Here is a 22,661-nt window from a genome sequence, read left to right as displayed (position 1 = left end):
ATATGAAATTCAGTCTACGCCTGTAGCGAGATTTACTGCGTGGTCCCCTTAACACAACAGTCTTATAGTACAAATGTCACCTTTTGGTGTCTGGGCGAAGTTTATCAGTAGCATCGTTTTGTGAAAGTCTGATATATTTGGTTTAACTTTGTAGGAATCTTCCTACATAGGCAACCAAACAACATTTCGCCCGTCATGAAGATCGCCGTACTGGAGCAAGACCGCCCCCAAGCTGACCTGATTTGCCAGGTCCTCAGCGCTGCTGGCCACAGCTGTCAATCGTATGACAGCGCCAAGGAGCTGCTGGGGCAGCTGCGCAAGGACAGCGCCGACATGCTGGTGATGGACTGGAATGTCCCCGATATGGAAGGCACCGAAGTACTGCGCCGCGCCAAGGAAAAGCTGGCGTCCGCCGCGCCGACGATGTTCCTGGTCGGGAATAACGCCGAAGACGACATCATCGCCGGCGTCACCGCCGGCGCCGACGACTACCTGGTCAAGCCGCTGCGCCGCGGCGAGCTGGTGGCGCGCGTCTCGGCCCTGCTGCGCCGCGCCTATCCGTCGCAGAACAGCGCCGAGCAGCTGCAGTTCGGCCCGTACACCTTCGAGACCCGTCCCGGACGGCTGCTCAAGGACGGCTCGGTGATCGACGTGACCCAAAAAGAGTTTTCGCTGGCGCTGCTGTTCTTCCGCAACATCGGCCGCCCGCTGTCGCGCGCCTACATCCACGAATCGGTGTGGGTCCGCGAAAACGACGTGCCGTCGCGCACCATGGATACCCACGTTTCGCGCGTACGCAACAAACTCCATCTGCGGCCGGAGAACGGCTTCCGCCTCGTGCCGGTCTACAGCTATGGCTACCGGCTGGAAAAGCTCGGCGCCTGAAACCCTGACAGCAAGAAGGTATAATGGCCCCAGTCCATTGACCTTCGCCCTCCCTCCGAAATGCAACTGCTTGCCGTCGGCCTGAACCACACCACAGCACCGGTCTCGCTGCGCGAGCAGCTGGCGCTCGCGCCCGACCAGATCGGCACGGCGGTGCAGTCGGCGCGGGGCTGGTTCGCGCGGCAAGGGTCGGTCGGCGGCGAAGAGGCGGCGATCCTGTCGACCTGCAACCGCACCGAGCTGTACGCGGCCACCAGGCTGCCCGATCCGCTCGACGCTTCCGCTCAGTTCCTGGCGCATTATCATGCGCTGAACTACGCCGAGCTGCGCCCCCACCTCTACCTGCTGCCGCAGGACGACGCCGTGCGCCACGCCTTCCGCGTCGCGTCGGGCCTGGACTCGATGGTGCTGGGCGAGCCGCAGATCCTGGGCCAGATGAAGGATGCGGTGCGCACCGCGGACGCCGCCGGCGGCCTGGGCACCTATCTGCACCAGATGTTCCAGCGCACCTTCGCGGTGGCCAAGGAAGTGCGCACCACCACCGAGATCGGCGCCCACAGCGTGTCGATGGCCGCCGCTGCGGTGCGCCTCGCGCACCGCATCTTCGACCGCATCGCCGACCAGCACGTGCTGTTCATCGGCGCCGGCGAGATGATCGAGCTGTGCGCGGCCCACTTCGCGGCCCAGAACCCGAAATCGGTCACCATCGCCAACCGCACCATGGAGCGCGGCGAGGCGCTGGCCGCGCGCTACAACGGCCGCGCGATCCGCCTGGCCGACCTGCCGGACAACCTGCAGCAATTTGACATCGTCATCTCGTGCACCGCCTCGACCCTGCCGCTGATCGGCAAGGGCCTGGTCGAGCGCGCGGTCAAGGCGCGCCGCCACCGCCCGATGTTCATGGTCGACCTGGCCGTGCCGCGCGATATCGAACCCGAGGTCGCGCGCCTGGACGACGTGTTCCTGTACACGGTCGACGACCTGGCCCAGGTGGTGCAGACCGGCATGGAAAGCCGCCAGGCCGCCGTGCGCCAGGCCGAAGCCATCATCGAGACCCGGGTCCAGTCCTTCATGCACTGGGTCGGCGACCGCGCCGTGGTGCCGGTGATCCGCGACCTGCACGAATCGGGCGAGGCATTGCGCCAGGCCGAGCTGGAACGCGCGCGCAAGATGCTGGCGCGCGGCGACGATGCCGAAGCCGTGCTCGAAGCGCTGTCCAAGGGCCTCACCGCCAAGTTCCTGCACGGCCCGCAACAGGCCCTGCACCAGGCCCAGGGCGACGACCGCGCGCGCCTGGCCACCCTGCTGCCGCAGCTGTTCCGCGGCCGCCGTTAGCGCCCGATCCTCCCGGCGGCCCCGCCCGCCATGCGCGCCAGCTCGCGCAACCCGGCCCTTCGCTGCGGCCATCCGACCATCTTCATACCGAGACTGCCCATGAAACCTTCCATGCTGTTCAAGCTGGACCAACTCGCCAACCGCCTCGTCGAGCTGGATGAACTCCTGATGAGCGAAGGCGCCACCGCGAACATGGACAGCTACCGCAAGATGACGCGCGAGCACGCCGAACTGACGCCGCTGGTGGGCGTGTACCGCCAGTACCAGGGCGCGCTCGCGGATACCGAGGCGGCCCGCGAGCTGCTGCAGGATCCGGACATGAAGGACTTCGCCCAGGAGGAAATCGAGGCCGCGAAGGAACGCATGGCGGGCCTGGAACTCGAGCTGCAGAAAATGCTGCTGCCGAAGGACGCCAACGACGAGCGCAACATCTTCCTCGAGATCCGCGCCGGCACCGGCGGCGACGAATCGGCCCTGTTCGCGGGCGACCTGCTGCGCATGTACACCCGTTTCGCCGAGCGCAATCGCTGGCAGGTCGAGATGGTGTCCGAGTCGCCCTCCGACCTGGGCGGCTACCGCGAAGTGATCGTGCGCGTGGTGGGCCATGGCGCCTATTCGAAGCTCAAGTTCGAATCGGGCGGCCACCGCGTGCAGCGGGTGCCGGCCACCGAAACCCAGGGCCGCATCCACACCTCGGCCTGCACGGTGGCGGTGATGCCCGAGGCCGACGAGGTCGAGGACGTCGACATCAACCCGGCCGACCTGCGCATCGACACCTACCGCGCTTCCGGCGCCGGCGGCCAGCACATCAATAAAACAGATTCTGCAGTGCGTATTACCCACCTGCCGACCGGCCTGGTGGTCGAGTGCCAGGACGACCGCAGCCAGCACAAGAACAAGGCCTCGGCCATGAAGGTGCTGGCGGCGCGCCTGAAGGACGCCCAGCTGCGCGAACAGCAGTCGAAGGAAGCGGCCACCCGCAAGAGCCTGATCGGCTCGGGCGACCGCAGCGAGCGCATCCGCACCTATAACTTCCCGCAGGGCCGCCTGACCGACCACCGCATCAACCTGACCCTGTACAAGCTGGACTTCATCATGGACGGCGACCTGAAGGAGCTGACCGATGCGCTGGCCCAGGAACACCAGGCCGAATTGCTGGCGGCGCTCGGTGACTGATGACTTAAGTCATTGTTAAGTTGCCAGATTGAAAATGCACGACGTCGGGCGTGGCCGCTTCATGCGAAAATAAGCGCTTGCCCCGCCCCTTGGTACACGTTCTGAGAAAGCCACGCATGCCTACCAACCGCCAGGTCCTGTTCGCCATCTCGTCGATCTCGTTCGCGCTGATCGCCGTCGCCCTCTATCTGCAGCACATCATGGAGATGCGGCCCTGCCCGCTGTGCGTGATCCAGCGCTACATGTTCCTCGCCATCGGCGTGTGCACGCTGGTATCGGCCATCAGCGGCAAGGTGCGTGAAGGCACGATCCTGGCCCTGCTGGCGGCCTTCGGCGGCCTGTACACGGTCGGCAAGCACCTGTACGTGATCGCCAATCCCGGCTTCTCGTGCGGCATCGATCCGATGGAAACGATGCTCAACAAGATTCCCACCGCCGAATACCTGCCGTGGCTGTTCCGCGCCGACGGCCTGTGCGAAGGCGCGACCGACGCCATCCTGGGCCTGGCCATCCCGCAATGGTCGGCGGTCTGGTTCGTGGTGCTCACCGTGCTGCTGGGCTGGGTGCTGCTGCGCCACTTCCGCGCCAAGCGGGCATGATCGAGGCCGGCGCCACCCTCGGGCAGGTGCGGCTGTCGCTGCCGCTCGATCCGCTGGAAAACCGCATCCTGCTGTGCCATGCGCTGCGCCTGCCGCGCGTGGCCCTGATCACGCAGTCGGAACGCGTGCTCACCCCTGAAGAAGCGGCGCTCCTGGCGGCGCTGGTGCAACGCCGCCTGGACGGCGAACCGATCGCCTACATCGTCGGCGAGCGCGAATTCTTCGGGCTGCCGTTCAAGGTGACGCCGGCGGTGCTGATCCCGCGTCCGGACACCGAACTGATCGTCGAACTCGCGCTGGAGCGCCTGGCGCCGCAGCAGCGCGTGCTCGACATGGGCACCGGCAGCGGCGCGATCGCCGTCGCCGTCGCCCACACGCGGCCCGACGCCGACGTCACCGCGCTCGACGTGAGCGAAGAGGCGCTGGCCGTCGCGCGCGCCAATGCCGCCGCCAACGGCGCGCGCGTGCGCTTCCTGCGCAGCGACTGGTACGCAGCCCTCGGCGCCGAGCGCTTCCACCTGATCGTCTCGAACCCGCCCTATATCGTGGCCGGCGACCGCCACCTGATCGAGGGCGACCTGCGCTTCGAGCCGATCGACGCCCTGACCGACCATGCCGACGGCCTGTCCGACCTGCGCACCATCGCCGATGGCGCGGCGGCGCACCTGGAACCCGGCGGCTGGCTGCTGCTCGAGCATGGCTACGACCAGGCCGAGGCGGTGCGCGGCCTGTTGAGCGCGCGCGGCTACGGCGAGGTGCGGAGCTGGCGCGACCTGGCCGGCATCGAACGGGTCAGCGGGGGCCGCCGCGGTGCCTAGGGCGCCTGGGGCGCGCACGCCTGGGAATGGACTTGTTAAAATGACCAGTCCTGATTCCGGAGCATGCATGCGCATCCTGTTCGCCTCTCTCGTCCTGCTCGCCCCGTTGCATGGCGCCGCCGCCGTGCCGCCCGCGCCGCCTGCCGTCACCCAGGATGCGCCGGGCGAGCAGCCGTCAAGGCTGGCGGCCCGGCTCTACGAGCGCGACTGGCAGTGGCAGTTGCGCCATGCGCCCGAAAAGGCCACCGCCCTGGGCGAGCATCGCTACAACGCCTGGCTGTCCGACACCTCGCTGGCGGGACGCGCGGCCGCGCTCGAGCACGAGCGCGCCATGCTGGCGGCGGCGCAGAAGATCGACCGCGCGCAGCTGGTTGGTGAAGACCGGGTGTCGTACGACCTGTTCGTGGCCGACAAGGAGCGCCTGATCGCCGCCGGCGCGCTGACGCCCTTCGATCCGCTCCCGATCACCGCCTACGACGGTCTGCAGGTGCGCTTGCCGCGCCTGGTCGCGCAGATGCCGTTCGCGACCGACGCCGACTACCTGACCTATCTGGCGCGCCTGCAGGCGCTGCCGGCCCACGTCGACGGCCTGATCGAGCAGCTGCGCGCCGGCAAACAGGCCGGCTGGACGATCCCGAAGCCCGCCGTCGCGCAGGTAGCAGACGCCTTGCGCGCGCTGCGCGAAAAGCTGGCCGAAGGACCGCTCGGCGCGCCCTTCCGGCGCATCCCGGCGACCATCGCGCCCGAGGTGCGCGAGCAGTTCCGCGCGGCCGGCAAGGCAACCCTCGAACAGCAGGCGGCGCCCGCCCTGCGCAAGCTCGAGGACTTCCTGCGCCAGGACTACGTGCCCGCCGCACGCGACAGCATCGGCGCCGCGGCGCTGCCGGGCGGCCCCGCGTGGTACGCCCAGCTGGTGAAGGACAGCACCACCACCGCGATGACGCCTTCCCAGGTGCATGCGCTCGGCCTGCAAGAGGTGGCGCGCCTGCGCGCGGAAATCGAGCGCCTGATCCCGCGCACGGGCTTTCGCGGCGGCTTCGCCGAGTTCATCGCCTTCGCGCGCAGCGACCGGCGCCTGTTCTTCGTCGACGCGGCGGCCCTGCTCGACCGCTACCGGCGCACGCTGGCGCTGGCCCAGGCGCGGCTGGGCCGCGTGGTGACGGTCGTCCCGGCGGCCGGCATCGTCGTCAAGCCGATGGGCGGCGACGGCGCCAGCCAGCCGGCCGCCTATTACGAGGCCGGCAGCGCGGCGCGCACCGCCGCGCTGGTGGTCGACACGGCGCGCCTGGACGCGCGTCCGATCTGGCAGGTCGACACCGTGGCCCTGCACGAGGCGGTGCCCGGCCACCACCTGCAGGTGGCGCGCGCGCAGGAACTGGACCTGCCGGCGTTCCGGCGCCACGGCTGGTACGACGCCTACGGCGAAGGCTGGGCCACCTATGCCGAAAGCCTGGGCCCCGAACTCGGCCTGTTCCAGGATCCGTTCTCGCTGTTCGGCCACCTCAACGAAGAGATGTTCCGCGCCGCGCGCCTGGTGGTCGACACCGGCATCCATTCGCTCGGCTGGACGCGCCAGCAGGCGATCGACTACCTGAACACGCATACCGCCAATCCGCCGCTGGACAACGAGGCCGAGGTCGACCGCTATATCGCGCGTCCGGGCCAGGCGCTGGGCTACAAGATCGGCCAGCTGCGCATCCTGGCGCTGCGCACCCAGGCGCGCTCCGCGCTCGGCAAGCTGTTCGACCTGCGCCGCTTCCACGACGCCCTGCTCGGCGGCGGCGCGCTGCCGCTGGCCGAGCTGGAACGCCGGATGGGCCTTTGGCTCGTGGCCGAGAAGGATCCCGCCACGCGCGCCGGCGCGCCGCAGGCCGCGGCCGCCCCCGATGCCGAGTTCAACGCCGAATTCGCATCGCGGCCGGAGCCGACCTGGATGCCCGCCTTCGAATTCGATTTCGTGCTCGACGGCGAACTCCCGCCGGGCTACGACCCGGGCCCGGCGCCCGATTTCGCGCCGCCGTCCCTGCCTGCGCCGCCGCCTGCCAGCAAATCGTTCCGGGCGCCGCTCTGGGATGCGCCTTCGCCTGAATGAGGGGCGCCCGAACGCGCAGTCCGTTTTTCGGTTAATCTCTGCACCAACCGAACTGGCAGTATAAGAAAGGAAACACTGTGTCGAACCAATTCAACCGCCGCCTGGCCCTGCTCGACGACGACGACCACCGCGCCCTGCTGGGCCAGGGCCTGCGCGGCATCGAGCGCGAGACCCTGCGGGTCGACGCGCAAGGCCGGCTGGCGCGCACCCCGCACTCCCCGGCGCTCGGTTCGGCCCTGACGCACCCGCACATCACGACCGACTACGCCGAGGCGCTGCTGGAATTCATCACGCCGGCCGAGCACGACATCGCGCTGGCGCTGCACCGCCTCGATGCGATCCACCGCTACGCCTACGCCAAGCTGGGCGACGAAATGCTGTGGGGCGTGTCGATGCCGGGCGAACTGCCGCCCGAGGAAGAGATCGAGATCGCCTGGTACGGCAAGTCGAATATCGGCATGCTCAAGCACGTGTACCGGCGCGGCCTGGCGCTGCGCTATGGCAAGGCCATGCAATGCATCGCCGGCATCCACTACAATTATTCGCTGCCGGAACGGTTGTGGCAGCTGTTCGCGCAAGAAGAAGGGATCACCGAGGAACGCCGCCATGCGCTGCGCGACTTCCAGTCGGAAAGCTATATCGCGATGATCCGCAACTTCCGCCGCTATTCCTGGCTGCTGATGTACCTGTTCGGCGCGACGCCGGCGCTCACCACCAGCTTCCTGCGCGGCCGTGAGCACCAGCTCGAGACACTGTCCGACGACACCCTGTACCTGCCGTACGCGACCAGCCTGCGCATGAGCGACCTGGGTTACCAGAACGATGCCCAGTCCGGCCTGCGTCCGCACGAAAACAGCCTGGAAAGCTATGTCACGAGCCTGATGGATGCGGTCAACCGTCCCTACGAGCCTTATGCCAAGCTGGGCACCAAGAAAAACGGCGAGTGGATCCAGCTGTCGACCAATGTGCTGCAGATCGAGAACGAGTATTACTCGACCATCCGACCCAAGCGCGTGATCCGCACCGGCGAGCGTCCGGTCCAGGCCCTGTGCAACCGCGGCGTGCAATACATCGAGGTGCGCTGCCTCGACGTCGACCCGTTCGAACCGGTCGGCATCGCCCTCGATACCGGCCGCTTCCTGGACGCCTTCCTGCTGTTCTGCGCGCTCGAGGAAAGCCCCCTGATCAGCGCCCACGACAGCCAGCTGCACGCGCGCAACTTCGCGCGCACGGTCAAGGAGGGGCGCCGCCCCGACCTGACCCTGACCCGCGACGGCCTCGAGGTGCCTTTGACGGAATGGGCGCTGGAACTGATCGAGCGCATCCGCCCGGTGGCGCAGCTGCTGGACGACCAGCACAACGAGGGCGACGTGCACCAGGGTTCGCTGGCCAGGCAGAAGGCGAAGATCGAGGATCCATCGCTGACCCCGTCGGCGCGGGTGCTGGAAGAAGTGCGCGCGCTCGGCTCGGCCGCGGCCTTCGGCCTGCAGCAGAGCCGCCTGCATGCGGCCACCTTCCGCGACAGCCCGCTGATGCCGGCCGAGGAAGCGCTGTTCGACGAGATGGCGGCCAACTCGCACGCCGAGCAGGCGAGCATCGAGCAGACGGACACCGGCAGCTTCGACGACTTTGTTGCGGCCTACAATTGCAGTAGGCTATGCTCCAACAACTAAGTTCCGGTAGGCTGTAGTTCGACGGGGCGCGCCAGCGCCGCCACGGCCGCTCGCGCTTACCGCTTGACTCCGCAGCCCCGAGGACCACTTGCTCACGTTTTACAACGAACACCATGCCCAGCATGACGGCCGCGTCGAGCTCGATCGCGGCGAGCTGGCGCCTTGTTCGGAAAAACCCGAGCGCGCCGCCATCGTTCTGAAGGAATGCGAGCGGCGCGGCCTGGGCGCCATCGTCACGCCGCACGGCGTGCCGCTCATGACGCTCGAGCGGGTGCACAGCCCGCGCTATCTGCACTTCCTGCGCCAGGCCTGGAACGAGTGGATCGGTCTCGACCCGCGCAATGCCGGCAAGGATGCCTTGCCGGGGGTGTGGCCGGTGCGCACCCTGCGCGCCGATATCGAGCCGGACGATGTGTGCGCGCGCCTCGGCCTGTACTCGATGGATGCCGCTACGCCGCTGACGAGCGGCACCTGGATCGCGGCCAAGACCGGCGCCGACTGCGCCGTCAATGCGGCCCATGCCCTGCGGCGCGGCGAGCGCGGCACCTTCGCGCTCACGCGCCCGCCCGGCCACCACGCCGGCAGCGATTTCTTCGGCGGCGCCTGCTTCCTGAACAATGCCGCGCTGGCGGCCCAGCACCTGCTGGACGACGGCCTGGAGCGCGTGGCCATCCTCGACCTCGACTACCACCACGGCAACGGCACCCAAAGCATTTTTTATCATCGCAACGACGTGCTGTTCGTCTCGATCCATGCCGACCCGCGCCAGGCATATCCGTTCTACCTGGGTCATGCCGACGAGACCGGCAGCGGCGCCGGCCTCGGCTACACGATGAATATCCCGCTCGCGCCCGGTTGCGGCAGCAGCGCCTGGTTCGCGGCGCTGGAAACCGCCTGCCTCAAGATCGCCATGGCCCGGCCGCAGGCGCTGGTGGTCTCGCTCGGCGTCGATACGGCCGCGCAAGGACAGGATCCGCGCTTCGGCCTGCAGGGCGGCGATTTCCTGCGCATCGGCGAACGCATCGCCCACCTGGGCCTGCCCACGGCCTTCATGTTCGAGGGCGGCAACGCCGGCCCCGAGCTCGGCATCCATACGGTCAATGTGCTGGAAGGTTTCGAAACCGCCGCCGAATGACCGCCGTTCCACATTCCACCACCATCGCTTCGCATTTCATGACCACCTCTAGCCTCATCGACTGGCAATTCTCGCGCTTCGCCGACCTTACCCCGTTCGACCTCTACGAAGTGCTGGCCCAGCGCCAGAACGTCTTCATCCTCGAGCAGACCTGCCTGTATCCCGACATCGACGGCCACGACCCCGAAGCCCACCACCTGCTGGGCTGGCGCAGCGTCGACGGCAAGCGCAGCCTGGCCGCCTACCTGCGCGTGCTGGCCCCGGGCGCCAAGTACGACGAGATGTCGATCGGCCGCGTGATCACCACCCCGGCCGCGCGCGGCACCGGCGCCGGCCGCGCCCTGCTCGACGAAGGCATCCGCCAGGCCGAGGCGCTGTATCCGGGCCACCGCATCCGCATCGGCGCCCAGCAATACCTGGAGCGCTTCTACGGCAGCTTCGGCTTCCAGACCGTCTCGGAACCCTATGACGAAGACGGCATCATGCACATCGACATGCTGCGCTGACCGCCCGCACGACTGCGGGCGGCGCCGCGGTCTCAGCAGTCGCATGGCGGCGGATCGAGCCGCACATACTGGCAGTCTTCGAGACGGCAGGCCAGGGCCAGGATCTGGCGCGCATCGTTGATGTCGGTCGCGTCCACCAGCGTCCAGCCCGCGGGCATCGCGCTCAGCGCGTTCAGGTCGCGCATCGCGCCCCGCTCGTAGAGGAAGGCGTGCGACGCCGGGCCATCGGGCGTGTCGGCGCTCGACGAGCCGACCACCGATGCGGCGTTGTTGAGGCCGTTGGCGACGCCATAGCCGAAGCCGCCCAGCGCGCCCAGGCCGTACATCACGCCGCCCGAATACAGGAACGGTTGCCATAGATAGCTGGCGCCGTCGATGACGATGCCGGTATCGGCGACGCCCACCACGTCGCCCGCATCGTTGATGTCGAAGGCGCTGCTGTTCTTGCCGCCCAGCGTCCCCAGGCTGCGCATGATCTGGTCGCGATACACGTAGGCAAGGTAGTGCGGCACCGGGATCGCGTCGCCCGTGACCGACGCGGTGCCGGTCACGGCGCCGTGGCGGTTGATCGCGGCGGAACCGCCCCAGGTGCCGCCGAACGTGGGAATGATGCGCGTGATGCCGTTGGCGACGACGAAGCCGCGGCCACGCTCGCCGACGCCAAAGGCGGCGTTGCCGGATACCGCCCCGCTGTCGTTCAGGCCGCTCGCCGAATTGAAACCCACCAGCACCCCGCGCCCGGCATTGCGCAGGCCGGCGGGCGAGAACACGTGGGCGGCATCGACGTAGGCCCCGGCCAGGTGGCCGTGACCGTTGATCGCGGCGGCGCTCGAACCCGGCGCCAGCGCGGCGTAATCGCGCACGGTGGCGCCATCCCACACGGCGGCCGCGCCGTTGCTGCCGGCCACATGGCCCTTGCCATTGATGGCCCTGGCATTGAGTTCGGCCGGAATGAAGGTGACCCGGAACAAGCCCGGCGCGGCCTGCGCCGCTTCCACCGGCGCTGTGGCCGGCGCTGTGGCAGGAGTAGCGGCCGCTGCCAGCGGCGCCGCCAGCGGTCCGATCAGGAGCGCCGGCGCCATCCGGTGCAGGCGCGCGCGCGGGCGCCGGCGCGCGCGCCAGGCCAGCAGCGCCAGCCCAGTCCCCAGCATCGCCCAGGTTCCGGGCTCGGGCACCGCCGTGACCAGGTCGAGCCGTACCGCACGGCAGTCGCCCAGCCCGTTGCAGGCCTGGACCAGGATCTGGCCGGCATCGTTGACGTCGAGCGCATTCACCAGCTGCCAGTCGCCGCGCTCGCCCACCAGCGCGTTGAGGTCGAGCATGCCTTCACGCCCGCCGTCGGCCCCATACACGAAGGCATGGTAGTCGAAGCCGCCCACGCTGCCGATGCCGGACAGGCCCACCACGAGCCCGGCATTGTTGAGCGCATTGGCGCGCCCGGACACGCCGCCCAGCGTGCCGAGATCGATCATGCGGTCATCAAGGGGCGAGAACAGGAAGGGCCGCTCGCTGAAGTTGTCCTCGAGCCCGGACCAGCCGGCGACGAAGCCGGCGTCGTTGATGTCGTTCGCTTCGCTGAACCAGCCGCCCAGCGAGCCGAGGTCGTGCTGGACGCCGTCGCGGTAGACCGAGGCGGTGCGGCGCGGATCGCCCCAGTCGGCGCCATCGCCGGCGCGGCTGGCGAAGCCGGCGATGTGGCCGCTGGCATTGATCGCGTTGGCCACGCTGATCGTGCCGCCGAAGCTGCCAAGCTGGGTCACCGCGCCCGACTGGTACAGGAAGGCGTAGGTCTCGGAAAAGCCGACGGCGCCGAAGCCCGCCACCTGGCCGGCGTCGTTGATGGCGGTGGCCCAGGTGCCGTAGGCCGGCGGCACGTTGAAGATCGAGAACGCGCCGCCGGCATACACGAAGGCGTCGCTGCCGACGCGGCCGACGATGGACCCGCCGTTGTTGATCGCCAGGCCTTCGCTGCCCGGCAGGAGCGAGGCCAGGTAGGTGGTGCCGCCCGTCGACCACACCGCCGCCCCGCCCTGCGCGGTGCCGACCACCCGCCCGGCGCCGTCGAGGCCGGCGGCGGTGAAGTCTTGCGGCAGCCAGGTCATGCGGTACAGCGGCGCCGCCATGGCCAGTCCCGGCAACGCCATTATTATCACCAACAATTTATTTAAGAAATGTTTGCGCAGGGACATGATCGATCCTTCCGGTGACCGGGGAATCTCAACGATGTCGCAAACACGGCGGGGACGTTCTGCGCCAGCGCAGGCGTGCACGGGTCAGGAGGCGGCCAGGCGGCCTGCCCCGAGCAGCAGCAGCGCGGCGGCCAGCAGCAGCCAGGCGGGCGGGTCGGCGGCGAGAACGGGATCAGCGACGACGCAAGCCGGGGAGACCGGCGCGGGCGCGGGCCTGGTGGCGGCGAAGGCAGAGTAGCTGGGCAGCAGGCAGACGGCAAAGTGGAAAGAAGAACGCATGATCGGCTCGGCCTAAAATCCCGAGCATCGCCTGCCGCCGTCACGTGGACCGTGCGCCAGGTCAGCCGTACACGCAAAAAAAGACCGGGGCGGTGCCCCGGTCCGGTAGGTCATTGACGCCGGGCCTGGCCGGCTTACTCGACCTTGGTCAGGATGATTTCATACACCAGGCCCGAGTTCGGCGGAACCGGACCGTTGCCGGTCGCGCCGTAGGCCTGGTTAGCCGGGATCAGGACGGTGCGCTTGCCGCCGACCTTCATGCCGATCACACCCTGGTCGTAGCCGGGAATGACGGTGCCGCTGCCGACGACGTAAGGGCGCAGATTGCCCGATTCCAGACGCGTGCCCTTGAAGTCGGCGACCTTGTCGTTATACAGCCACAGCGTGTACTGGGTGGTCACCGTCTTGCCGGTCACGGCCTCGGCGCCGGTACCCACCGTGTTGTCGGTCTTGGTCAGCGCCGCGGGGCTGCTGACGACGGGCTTGTCGTCGTCGCTGCCGCCACCGCCGCAGGCGGTCAGCGCGAGCATGGCGGCAAAGGCGGCAATCAGGGGAAACTTCAGCTTCATGGGGGTCCTCGACAGGAAAGGCAAATAAGGTTGGTGTAACGAAACCTCGTACCTTATCGAATTAGTCCCATGAAACTGTCTTGAATTTGTCTGATAATTGTCGTGCCATTCTGCAACGGACGTGCCGGGACGACAGCGAGAAAAGTCAACCTCGCCCCCTCGGCCCGAAACGGCCGATGCGGGATGCCATGGCATTCCGCGGCGCTCAGCGACGCGACGCGATATCGAGCTGGTCGAGATAGAGTGCCAACGGACTGTACCAGTGTGTAGACGCACTGAAGGCTGAACTGAAGAGGGTCCGCACAGCGCGTGGAAGGGCAAAGCGCTTGTTGATCAGTCGTGATGATGGACGAAGCAGCAGGCGCTTGGCTACCTTCCTGCCAAATTCGGCGTGAAGCAGCATGAAGTCTGGCGAATCGGCGCGCTTTCCTTTGTCTTCATATGGAAGTCCTGCGTACTCGGGATATGCGCGGCTGATTGTATCTGTATGGAAGGTATGATCGACTAACATTTCTACAGGCAGTCCCGTAAGAAAGTCGTAGAGATCATGATCCAGGAATGGAGCATACACCGTTGGCACATCTCCCAGCAGGCCATAGGGTACCAAGGCAATCTCGCGTCGTGTACGGTTCCAGAAGAAGAACGAACCGACCGGATTTGGACTATCCAAATGAGTTTTTACTTCTTTTTCCAGATGGCTGACAGCAAGTTCCAGGCTTGTACTACGGTATAACTGCGGCGTCAGAAGATTGCTGAGTTTCCTCTCGGCTTTGCTAAGGAGCTGTGTTGCGATTTCTTTGGCAGAAGCGGTCTGGAATAATCGCAGGCGTTCCTCTGTCAGAAAAACGCTTTGCGAAAGAACATCTCCTGCAATACCGTCATAAACGACACGTTCTCGCGCGCGAATATTGGATACCGTCTCCAGATACCAGGCATGCTCATCGGTGCAATAACTGGTCAACAGATTTTTCGCCGCTTCCGCTGTGTAAAATGAGCCGGATTGCGGAATAATGTCATGCTTCAACCCGAATTCTTGCGTAAGCATGGTGGCAATGCGCGCATCTTCGTTTCCCCGTGGTGGGAAGTGGAGCGCAGTAATGCAGCGACCAGGCTTATGCCCTTGGCGGAGCAGTTCGAACAAGATATGTCGTGAATCGCGTCCTCCGCTCAATGGCACAGCGAAATTCGCATCGGAGGGAGCCCGCCGGGTCATCGAACGGCGGAAAAGTTCGTTATAGGTGTCGAGCGCAGATGTGCGAGATTCGCCACGGCTGGGGGCGCCACGGGCCCTGGTCGCGCGTTCAAGACGTAGTTCACCATCCCAACTCAGTGTCGCCGCCGGCGGCAGGGCGCGGATGTGGCGGAAAGGTGTATCGTCGCCGATAAAAAAGCCGAGCCTGAAGAATACGGATAGCGCCGTTTCATCCAGTTCGGGACTGGCACCGGCATTGAGAAGCTGATCAATGGACGACGATATCGCGAATTCCCCGTCGCGCGAGTAATAAAAAACCGGGAACATCCCGTAGCGGTCGTTGCGCGCAGTTAAGCACTTCCCATCCCAATTCCATTCGACGTAGATGCCATCGGGATTACCCGATTCTCGTGCGATCTGGTGCCCAAGGGCACAATGCGCTTTTCCCCGAACATCAAACCCTTCAGTCAGCCGTTTGACGTGGAAAAATGATTCGTTCATTCCAATATCCAATTCATGAAAAGATTGATGCACAAGTTCTATATCACAATCCGTTCAATGATCCAGTCTTGCGATGCCCGGTTGAGCCCGCTAAAGCAAGCTCATTGTTTCCGCGATGCTGCGTTTTTCAGATCATGTGCCTGATGCAAGAATCCACGCGTGTGATGGTAGTGGAAGCGCGCCTTGAACTTGGCTTCACTATCGCCACGCAACGTTGCCAAGGCAATTTGCAGTGCATGACGCATTTTTTTCGTATATAGCCAGCGCGGTACGCCAAATAATGTGGGGAAGTGCGTCATGTCGCCCGTTTCCAGACAAGTACCGCGTCCTCCTCGGAAAGCGCGGCCCAGGCAAAACTCCTCAGTTAACTGATGTGGACGAATAAAATGGTTGACTCGCGGATTGTTCGAGAACCAGGCTTTATGGCCTGCGGCGACGACACGTTTATTGAATTCCGTCTCGCTACCCATGATATAGTTACCGCGGTTTGGTCCCACATTCGGGTTGAACCGGTGCCCGGCTTCGAACACCCGGCGGCGAACTGCCATATTCGGCCCCCATATGGCGCCGGGCTGAATCGGGCCGTCGCTGAAGTTGGTGATCGCGAACGCCAGCCCAAGTGGAACGTGACGCAGCACCCAGTCAGGAGGTGGGGCGCCCCAATCGGGCAATATTGCACCACCAAACAGGTCGTAGTCGGCGTGCTCCAGCATGCAAGCCTGCATCGCAACAAGCCAATCGCGCTCAGGCGTGGCGTCATCGTCTGTCATCACGACCAACTCGGCGGCCGGACGACGTTGCAGCGCCAGCTCAACGCCACGGTTGAGTGCTGCGTTCTTGCCGCTTCGCTCCTGATGAACGTATTCGATCGGCAATAATTTTGCGTAAGATTCGACGATTGAACGGGTTTCGTCATCGCTCCCGTCATCCACCACGATGGCCGACCACCCACCTACGGGTTGTGCGAGGTTCGCATATCCTTCAAACACTTTTGGCAACGTCTTGGCCCCGTTGCACGTTGCCATAATAATTATCATGGACAAGATTTATCTCCTATAGTCACCTAAATCTTCGCGAGTGTGTTGGCTGACCTGATAACAGTCAGCTACAAGTGTATCGAGGAGGGGCTGTTCGGCTTCAAGTCCAGAATGCGGCAAGTCTGTACATGTCAGGTAACAGGCAGCGCCGTGGTTGACTGCTACCCGTGGAACCTGCCAGTACTTCATGCAATACGCTTTTGCCTTACTCTCACGAAATTCATGGCGCCAGGCATATACAGTTTGGCATGACCATACACACAGGGTTCCCCTGACCATCGGTAAAAAATTGTCAACAATCTTAGCATTTTTCTGCCATGTCATCTTTCCAGGAGAAAATCATGACACCTGGCCACTCGTCTGCCCGATATCAGGCGAGCCCCTGTGATCGTGGTGCGGGACCGCCATGGCCACGCATGCGGACTGCCGGCAGGCTGCAACATAGCAGAATGACAATCGTACACTGAGATATACAGTTCCAGATCCGTACATCAATGGCGGCGGTCTCCTCAGATCTCGATCTGCGTGCCCAGCTCGATCACCCGGTTGCTGCGGATCTGGTAATAGTCGGCCGCGCTGCGCGCATTGCGCGACATCGCCACGTACAGGTGCTCGCGCCATGGCGCCATGCCGCCGCCCGGGCCCGAGATCACGGTCTGGCGCGCGATGAAGAACGAGGTTTCCATCATCTCGAACGACAGGCCGAGCGCGCCGCAGCGGTCGAGGATGTCCGGAATGTCGGCCTCGTCCTTGAAGCCATAGTGGATGTTCAGCTGGTAGCAGTTGTGGCCCAGGTCGACGATGTCGATCTGTTCCTCGAACGGCACCCATGGCTCCTCGCGCATGTGCACGGTCAGGAACACCACCCGTTCGTGCAGCACCTTGTTGTGCGACAGGTTGTGCAGCATCGCGTGCGGCACGCCGTCGCTTTCGCCGCGCAGGAAGATGGCGGTGCCCGGCACCCGCGTCGGCGGCGCCACGAACAGCGATTCCATGAAGGCTTCCAGCGGTATCGCATGCTTCTGCAGGTTCTCGAACACCAGAGCGCGTCCGCGCTTCCAGGTCAGCATCAGGGTCAGCAGCACGCCGCCCATCAGCAGCGGGAACCAGCCGCCGTGGAAGACCTTGGTGGTGGTGGCCGAGAACAGCAGCACATCGATGATCAGGAAGAAGCCGGTCGCGCCCAGGCAGACCCACAGCGGCATGCGCCAGCGGTAGCGGGTCACGAAGAAGGTCAGCACGGTGGTCATCATCATGGTCGCCGTGACCGCGATGCCGTAGGCGCCCGCCAGCTCGTCCGACGAGCCGAAGCCGACCACGGCGATCAGCACCACCGCCAGCTGCAGCCAGTTGACGGCCGGAATGTAGATCTGGCCGATCTCGCTTTCCGAGGTGTGCAGGATGCGCATGCGCGGCAGCAGGCCGAGCGCGATCGCCTGCTTGGTCATCGAATAGGTGCCGCTGATCGTGGCCTGCGAGGCGATCACCGCCGCCATGGTCGACAGGATCACCAGCGGGATCACGCTCCAGGTGCCGAGCTGGTGGTAGAACGGGTTTTCCACCGCGCCGGGATCGGCGATCAGCAGGCCGCCTTGCCCCAGGTAGTTCAGGGTCAGCGCCGGATAGGCGATCAGGAACCAGGCCATGCGGATCGGCTTGGCGCCGAAGTGCCCCATGTCGGCATACAGGGCCTCGGCGCCGGTGATCGCCAGCACCACCGCGCCCAGCGCGATAAAGGCCAGCAATTTATTGTCCAGCATGAAGTGCGCCGCATGCCAGGGGTTGAGCGCGTTCAGGATCTCGGGCGACTGGACGATGTTGACGATGCCCATCGCGGCCAGCGCCAGGAACCACACCAGCATCACCGGACCGAAGAAGCGGCCGATGCCGGCCGTGCCATGGCGCTGCACGCTGTACAGGGCCACCAGCACCACCACCGCCAGGGGCACCACGTAGTGCGACATGCCGGGCGCGGCCACCTCGAGGCCCTCGATCGCGCCGAGCACCGAGATCGCCGGCGTGATCACGCTGTCGCCATAGAACATGGTGGCGCCGATGACGCCGATGGCCAGCAGCGGGAAACTCCAGCGCGAGTGGCGCGGCACCGAGTTGGTCGCCAGCGCCATCAGGGCCATGATACCGCCCTCGCCGCGGTTGTGCGCGCGCAGCACCAGGCTCACGTACTTGAGCGAAACGATGACCGTGAGCGCCCAGAAGATCAGGGAGATGACGCCGAGGATGTTGGGAGTATTGAGAGGCAGGCCGTGGGTGTCGTCGAACACCGCGCGCAGCGTGTAGAGGGGGCTGGTGCCGATGTCGCCGTAGACGATGCCGACCGCAGCCAGGGTGAGTGCCGCCAGGCTGCTTTTCTTGCTATCTGATGTCAAGATTACACCATCGCTTTTGTATTGGTGCGGCGCACCATAAAATAGTGGCTGAAAAAAAGCAAGAATATTTCGTGGCGCATCATACACCCCTGCAAAAAGAGGCACCCTCCAGCAGCTGCGTACATATTCAGGGATAATGTCATCCCTGCAATCCAGCCCCCACTTCCATGCGTTCCGGAATCATCTACGCGGCCCTGGCCTTTCTCTGCTGGGGCCTGTTCCCCATTTATTTCCACGCGCTGGACGGCGTGCCGCCACTGCAGATCCTGGCGCACCGCATGCTGTGGTCGCTCGGCTTCCTGCTGATCGTGCTGGTGCTGCGGCGCCAGTGGAAATGGCTGAACGTGGTGCGCCAGCCGCGCGTGTTCTTCAGCTTCGTGCTGTCCGCCCTGCTGCTCAGCGCCAACTGGCTGGTGTATATCTGGTCGGTCACCAACCACCACGTGATCGAAGCCAGCCTCGGCTATTTCATCAATCCGCTGGTCAATATCATGCTGGGCTACCTGATCCTGAAGGAGCGCCTGCGCGCCGTCCAGTGGGTGGCGATCGCGATTGCCGCGCTGGGCGTGGCCTGGCTGACCTGGCAGACCGGCACGGTGCCCTGGATCGCGCTGTTCCTGGCGTTCTCCTTCGGCGGCTACGGCCTGCTGCGCAAGACGGCGGCGCTCGGCGCGCTCGAGGGACTGTCGTTCGAGACCATCGTGCTGTTCCCGCTGGCGGCCGCCTATGTCATCTGGCTGACCGTGAATGGCCAGAACGTGTTCATCAACACCGACTCCGACACCACGCGCGTGCTGCTGGTGATGGCCGGCCCGCTCACCGCGATCCCGCTGCTGCTGTTCGCCAGCGGCGCGCGCAAGATCCCGCTGTCGGTCCTGGGCCTGCTGCAATACCTGTCGCCGACCCTGCAATTCCTGCTCGGCGTGTGGCTGTTCAAGGAAGCGTTTACCGCCGATCGCCTGGTCGGCTTCGTGCTGATCTGGAGCGCGCTGATCCTGTTCGCCGGCGAAGGCCTGCTGCGCCGGCCGCCGGCGCCGGCCAAGGGCTGATCCGGCGCAGTTTCTCGCAGTTCCTGTTAATAACCCGCAGGATTTCACCGGCATCGGCCAAGAAATCCTGTGTCGGGCACGGGGTTCTGTCGTATCCTGTGCACCTTAAACAACACCAGAGTCAAAGCATGGCCAATTACGTCTATACGATGAACCGCGTGGGCAAGATCGTCCCGCCGAAACGTCAAATTCTCAAGGACATCTCGTTGTCCTTCTTCCCGGGCGCCAAGATCGGCGTGCTGGGCCTGAACGGCTCGGGCAAGTCGACCCTGCTCAAGATCATGGCCGGCATCGACACCGACATCCAGGGCGAAGCACGCCCGATGCCGGGCCTGAACATCGGCTACCTGCCGCAGGAACCGCAGCTCGACCCGGAAAAAACCGTGCGTCAAGAAGTGGAATCCGGCCTCGGCGAAGCCTTCGAGGCGCAAGCCAAGCTCGAAGCCGTGTACGCCGCCTACGCCGACGAGGATGCCGACTTCGACGCCCTGGCCAAGGAACAGGAACGCCTGGAATCGATCATCGCCGCGGCCGACGGCGGCAACCTGAACCTGCAAATGGAAATGGCCGCCGACGCGCTGCGCCTGCCGCCATGGGACCAGAAAATCGGCGTGCTGTCGGGTGGCGAGAAGCGCCGCGTGGCGCTGTGCAAGCTGCTGCTGTCGAAACCCGACATGCTGCTGCTCGACGAACCGACCAACCACCTGGACGCCGAATCGGTCGAGTGGCTGGAGCAATTCCTGCTGCGCTTCCCGGGCACCGTGGTCGGCATCACCCACGACCGCTACTTCCTCGACAACGCCGCCGAATGGATCCTGGAACTGGACCGCGGCCATGGCATCCCATGGAAGGGCAATTACTCGTCGTGGCTCGACCAGAAGCAGGCGCGCCTGAAACAGGAAGAAGCGACCGAATCGGCGCGCCAGAAGGCGCTGCAGAAGGAACTCGAATGGTCGCGCCAGAATCCGAAGGCGCGCCAGGCCAAGTCGAAAGCCCGCCTGGCCCGCTTCAACGAACTCTCCGAATACGAATACCAGAAGCGCAACGAGACGCAGGAGATCTTCATCCCCGTGGCCGAGCGCCTGGGCAATGAAGTCATCGAGTTCAAGAACGTCTCGAAAGCCTTCGGCGACCGTCTGTTGATTGATAATTTGTCGTTCACCATCCCGCCAGGCGCGATCGTCGGCATCATCGGCCCCAACGGCGCCGGTAAGTCGACCCTGTTCAAGATGATCGCCGGCAAAGAGCAGCCGGACAGCGGCGAAGTCGTGATCGGCAAGACCGCCAAGGTGTCGCTGGTCGACCAGAGCCGCGACGAACTGGCCAACAACAAGACCGTGTTCGAAGACGTCTCCGGCGGCGCCGACATGCTCAGCGTGGGCCGCTTCGAAATGCCGTCGCGCGCCTACCTGGGCCGCTTCAACTTCAAGGGTTCTGACCAGCAAAAAGTCGTGGGCAATCTGTCGGGCGGTGAACGCGGCCGTCTGCACCTGGCCAAGACCCTGCTGCAGGGCGGCAACGTCCTGCTGCTGGACGAACCGTCGAACGACCTGGACGTCGAAACCCTGCGCGCACTGGAAGATGCACTGCTCGAGTTCGCCGGCAGCGTGATGGTGATCTCCCACGATCGCTGGTTCCTGGACCGTATCGCGACCCATATCCTGGCCTTCGAAGGCGATTCGCAGGTTACCTTCTTCGATGGCAACTATCAGGAATACGAAGCCGACAAGAAGAAACGCCTGGGCGAAGAAGGCGCCAAGCCGAAGCGTATCCGCTACAAGCCGCTGACCACCTGATCCGTGGACAGAATGCAAGCGCTTGTTTCGTAAGGGAAAATCCCGCCTTGGCGACCGTCATTGGCGGGCTTTTTACTAGCGGAAATGGAACGGGGTCCGAATGCAAAATATGTAAAACTGTTTGCGATGAGGACTACCGGAAGCTCGTCGACCGCAGCCGCTTCATGCGCGCGGCGTCGGCCAGACCATGCTCGATTACCCTAACAGTTACCGCAATCTTTACCGCGATAACCGCGTCCCCGGCGGGACCTTCTTTTTCACGGTGCGCCTGCTCGACCGCGGCAGTCACCTGTTGACCGAACATATCTCCGCGTTCGGGGAAGCCATGCGGCTGGCGCGTACGCGCCGTCCTTTCCACGTCGATGCCTGGGCGGTCCTGCCCGATCACGCCCACGCCATCTGGACCCTGCCACCGGGCGACCACGACTGTTCCAGCCGCTGGCGGGCGGTCAAGATCGCCTTTTCCAAAGCGCTGCGCAAGACCGGCCAGCCCGGGGTGGACGACGGCGCGGTCTGGGAACGCCACTACCGCCACTACCGGGTCGGCCTGGACGACGATTACGCGGCGCTGGTCGACTATGTCCATACCGACGCCGTGCGCCATGGCCATTGCCTCGAGGCGCGTGAATGGCCGTGGTCGTCGCTGCACCGTTTCATCTCGGCCGGGCATGCGGCGCCCGAACCGTCGATCATCGTGCCGCCATGGGTGCAGCGGCCGCAGGGCCTGGCGCTGGCGCGGCTGTAATCGCCATGCCGCTTGCCCGGATGATCCGACCATGAAAAAAGGCCCCGAAGGGCCTTTTGGCTTGTGAAACGCTCGGCTTAGAACGAGTATTTCGCGCCGATGGTCAGTGCGTTCGGACGCACGCCGAAGTCGCGGGTGCCGCCGAAGCGTTCGTATTCGGCGATCACCGCCACGTCCTGGTTGATGTTGTACTGCACACCCAGGGCGCCGTAGGCGTTGTTGTCGCTGTCGCGACGGTTCAGCGACGCGTTGACCGCTGCCAGTTCGTTCACGTCATGCGACACGCCCAGCTTGGCGTAGCCGACCAGCTTCTCGGTCAGCGGCGAGCTGAACTTGGCGGCGACGTAGGTCGAACGGCCATCGACCTGACCGCTGGCAGCCACTGGGCCCAGGGTGTAGTAGATGTCGGCGCTGCGGTAGTCGGTGTGGCCGACTTCGACTGCCCAGTTCGGGGTGAACTCGTAGCCGCCGAACAGCTTGGCCGATGCCTTGATGGTATCGATGTCGGCGGTGGTTGCACCTGGGACGCGGCTTTCATAATCGGTAGCCACCGCACCGACGCCGACGTAGGCGCGTGGGGTGAATTCTTGTGCCTGGACAGCCGAGACAGCGGCGGTGGTAGCGAGCAGTGCAACGATCAGCTTTTTCATCTCAATTCCTCTTCTTGTTCATCTGGCTCGCGATTCCCAACGAATCGC

At 64.9% G+C, this 22,661-nt stretch carries 19 protein-coding genes; 12 read left to right on the top strand and 7 right to left on the bottom strand.

The annotated features are described in order from the left end of the window. Window positions 1-195 precede the first annotated feature (195 nt). From KY496_RS18905 to KY496_RS18865, 9 genes are all read left to right on the top strand, one after another. Window positions 196-885: a response regulator transcription factor gene (locus KY496_RS18905; RefSeq protein WP_005663947.1), complete on the top strand. Its 690-nt coding sequence runs from the start codon at window positions 196-198 to the stop codon at window positions 883-885. 60 nt (window positions 886-945) lie between these two features. Next, window positions 946-2,220: a glutamyl-tRNA reductase gene (gene hemA / locus KY496_RS18900; protein WP_005663950.1), complete on the top strand. Its 1,275-nt coding sequence runs from the start codon at window positions 946-948 to the stop codon at window positions 2,218-2,220. A gap of 99 nt (window positions 2,221-2,319) precedes the next feature. After that, window positions 2,320-3,396: a peptide chain release factor 1 gene (gene prfA, locus KY496_RS18895; protein WP_071360916.1), complete on the top strand. Its 1,077-nt coding sequence runs from the start codon at window positions 2,320-2,322 to the stop codon at window positions 3,394-3,396. 116 nt (window positions 3,397-3,512) lie between these two features. Then, entirely contained in the window at window positions 3,513-3,995 is a 483-nt protein-coding gene (locus KY496_RS18890) for a disulfide bond formation protein B (RefSeq protein WP_005663953.1), read from the top strand. Further along, entirely contained in the window at window positions 3,992-4,813 is an 822-nt protein-coding gene (prmC, locus tag KY496_RS18885) for a peptide chain release factor N(5)-glutamine methyltransferase (RefSeq protein ID WP_219861965.1), read from the top strand. Before KY496_RS18890 ends, prmC begins: the two co-directional genes overlap by 4 nt. A 67-nt stretch (window positions 4,814-4,880) precedes the next feature. Continuing rightward, the gene (locus KY496_RS18880) at window positions 4,881-6,905 is read left to right on the top strand and encodes a DUF885 family protein (RefSeq protein ID WP_219861963.1); all 2,025 of its coding nucleotides are present in this window, start codon (window positions 4,881-4,883) and stop codon (window positions 6,903-6,905) included. Between the two features lie 77 nt (window positions 6,906-6,982). Next, a complete protein-coding gene (gene gshA, locus KY496_RS18875) occupies window positions 6,983-8,578 on the top strand; it encodes a glutamate--cysteine ligase (RefSeq protein ID WP_184238587.1) in 1,596 nt (531 codons plus the stop codon). 88 nt (window positions 8,579-8,666) lie between these two features. Then, entirely contained in the window at window positions 8,667-9,713 is a 1,047-nt protein-coding gene (locus tag KY496_RS18870) for a histone deacetylase family protein (protein WP_005663957.1), read from the top strand. 38 nt (window positions 9,714-9,751) lie between these two features. Continuing rightward, window positions 9,752-10,219 carry a GNAT family N-acetyltransferase gene (locus tag KY496_RS18865; RefSeq protein WP_005663958.1) on the top strand — a complete coding sequence of 156 codons (468 nt, stop codon included), beginning with the start codon at window positions 9,752-9,754 and terminating at the stop codon, window positions 10,217-10,219. 32 nt (window positions 10,220-10,251) lie between these two features. Here the strand turns inward: KY496_RS18865 and KY496_RS18860 are convergent, their stop codons facing one another. The 6 genes from KY496_RS18860 to KY496_RS18835 form a co-directional block, all read right to left on the bottom strand. Beyond that, window positions 10,252-12,363 (bottom strand): PEP-CTERM sorting domain-containing protein, encoded by a 2,112-nt coding sequence (locus tag KY496_RS18860; protein WP_169331310.1) that lies wholly within the window; start codon window positions 12,361-12,363, stop codon window positions 10,252-10,254. 129 nt (window positions 12,364-12,492) lie between these two features. Beyond that, window positions 12,493-12,687, bottom strand: coding sequence for a hypothetical protein (locus tag KY496_RS18855; RefSeq protein WP_005663961.1), 195 nt, complete (start codon window positions 12,685-12,687; stop codon window positions 12,493-12,495). 134 nt (window positions 12,688-12,821) lie between these two features. Continuing rightward, a complete protein-coding gene (locus tag KY496_RS18850; RefSeq protein WP_071360923.1) occupies window positions 12,822-13,256 on the bottom strand; it encodes an FKBP-type peptidyl-prolyl cis-trans isomerase in 435 nt (144 codons plus the stop codon). Between the two features lie 205 nt (window positions 13,257-13,461). Then, complete coding sequence (locus tag KY496_RS18845) at window positions 13,462-14,949, bottom strand: asparagine synthetase B family protein (protein ID WP_219861961.1); 1,488 nt, start codon at window positions 14,947-14,949, stop codon at window positions 13,462-13,464. A 101-nt stretch (window positions 14,950-15,050) separates the two neighbouring features. Next, entirely contained in the window at window positions 15,051-15,986 is a 936-nt protein-coding gene (locus tag KY496_RS18840; RefSeq protein ID WP_229520544.1) for a glycosyltransferase, read from the bottom strand. 509 nt (window positions 15,987-16,495) lie between these two features. Beyond that, a complete protein-coding gene (locus tag KY496_RS18835) occupies window positions 16,496-18,373 on the bottom strand; it encodes a potassium transporter Kup (RefSeq protein WP_219861958.1) in 1,878 nt (625 codons plus the stop codon). Window positions 18,374-18,540: 167 nt separating this feature from the next. On the opposite strand from KY496_RS18835, the gene rarD reads away from it, so the two are divergent. From rarD to KY496_RS18820, 3 genes are all read left to right on the top strand, one after another. Next, window positions 18,541-19,422: an EamA family transporter RarD gene (gene rarD, locus KY496_RS18830; protein ID WP_005663969.1), complete on the top strand. Its 882-nt coding sequence runs from the start codon at window positions 18,541-18,543 to the stop codon at window positions 19,420-19,422. A 128-nt stretch (window positions 19,423-19,550) separates the two neighbouring features. After that, window positions 19,551-21,218 carry an energy-dependent translational throttle protein EttA gene (gene ettA, locus KY496_RS18825; protein ID WP_005663971.1) on the top strand — a complete coding sequence of 556 codons (1,668 nt, stop codon included), beginning with the start codon at window positions 19,551-19,553 and terminating at the stop codon, window positions 21,216-21,218. A gap of 187 nt (window positions 21,219-21,405) precedes the next feature. Then, window positions 21,406-21,963, top strand: a complete 558-nt coding sequence (locus KY496_RS18820; protein WP_005663973.1) for a transposase — start codon at window positions 21,406-21,408, stop codon at window positions 21,961-21,963. 77 nt (window positions 21,964-22,040) lie between these two features. Here the strand turns inward: KY496_RS18820 and KY496_RS18815 are convergent, their stop codons facing one another. Further along, on the bottom strand, window positions 22,041-22,613 hold the full coding sequence (locus KY496_RS18815; RefSeq protein ID WP_005663975.1) for a porin family protein: 573 nt from the start codon (window positions 22,611-22,613) through the stop codon (window positions 22,041-22,043). Window positions 22,614-22,661 lie beyond the last annotated feature (48 nt).

Source organism: Massilia sp. NP310, assembly GCF_019443485.1.
Lineage (GTDB): Bacteria > Pseudomonadota > Gammaproteobacteria > Burkholderiales > Burkholderiaceae_D > Telluria > Telluria timonae.
Note: the sequence above shows the minus strand (reverse complement) of the source record. Positions and strands in the feature narration are given on the sequence as shown.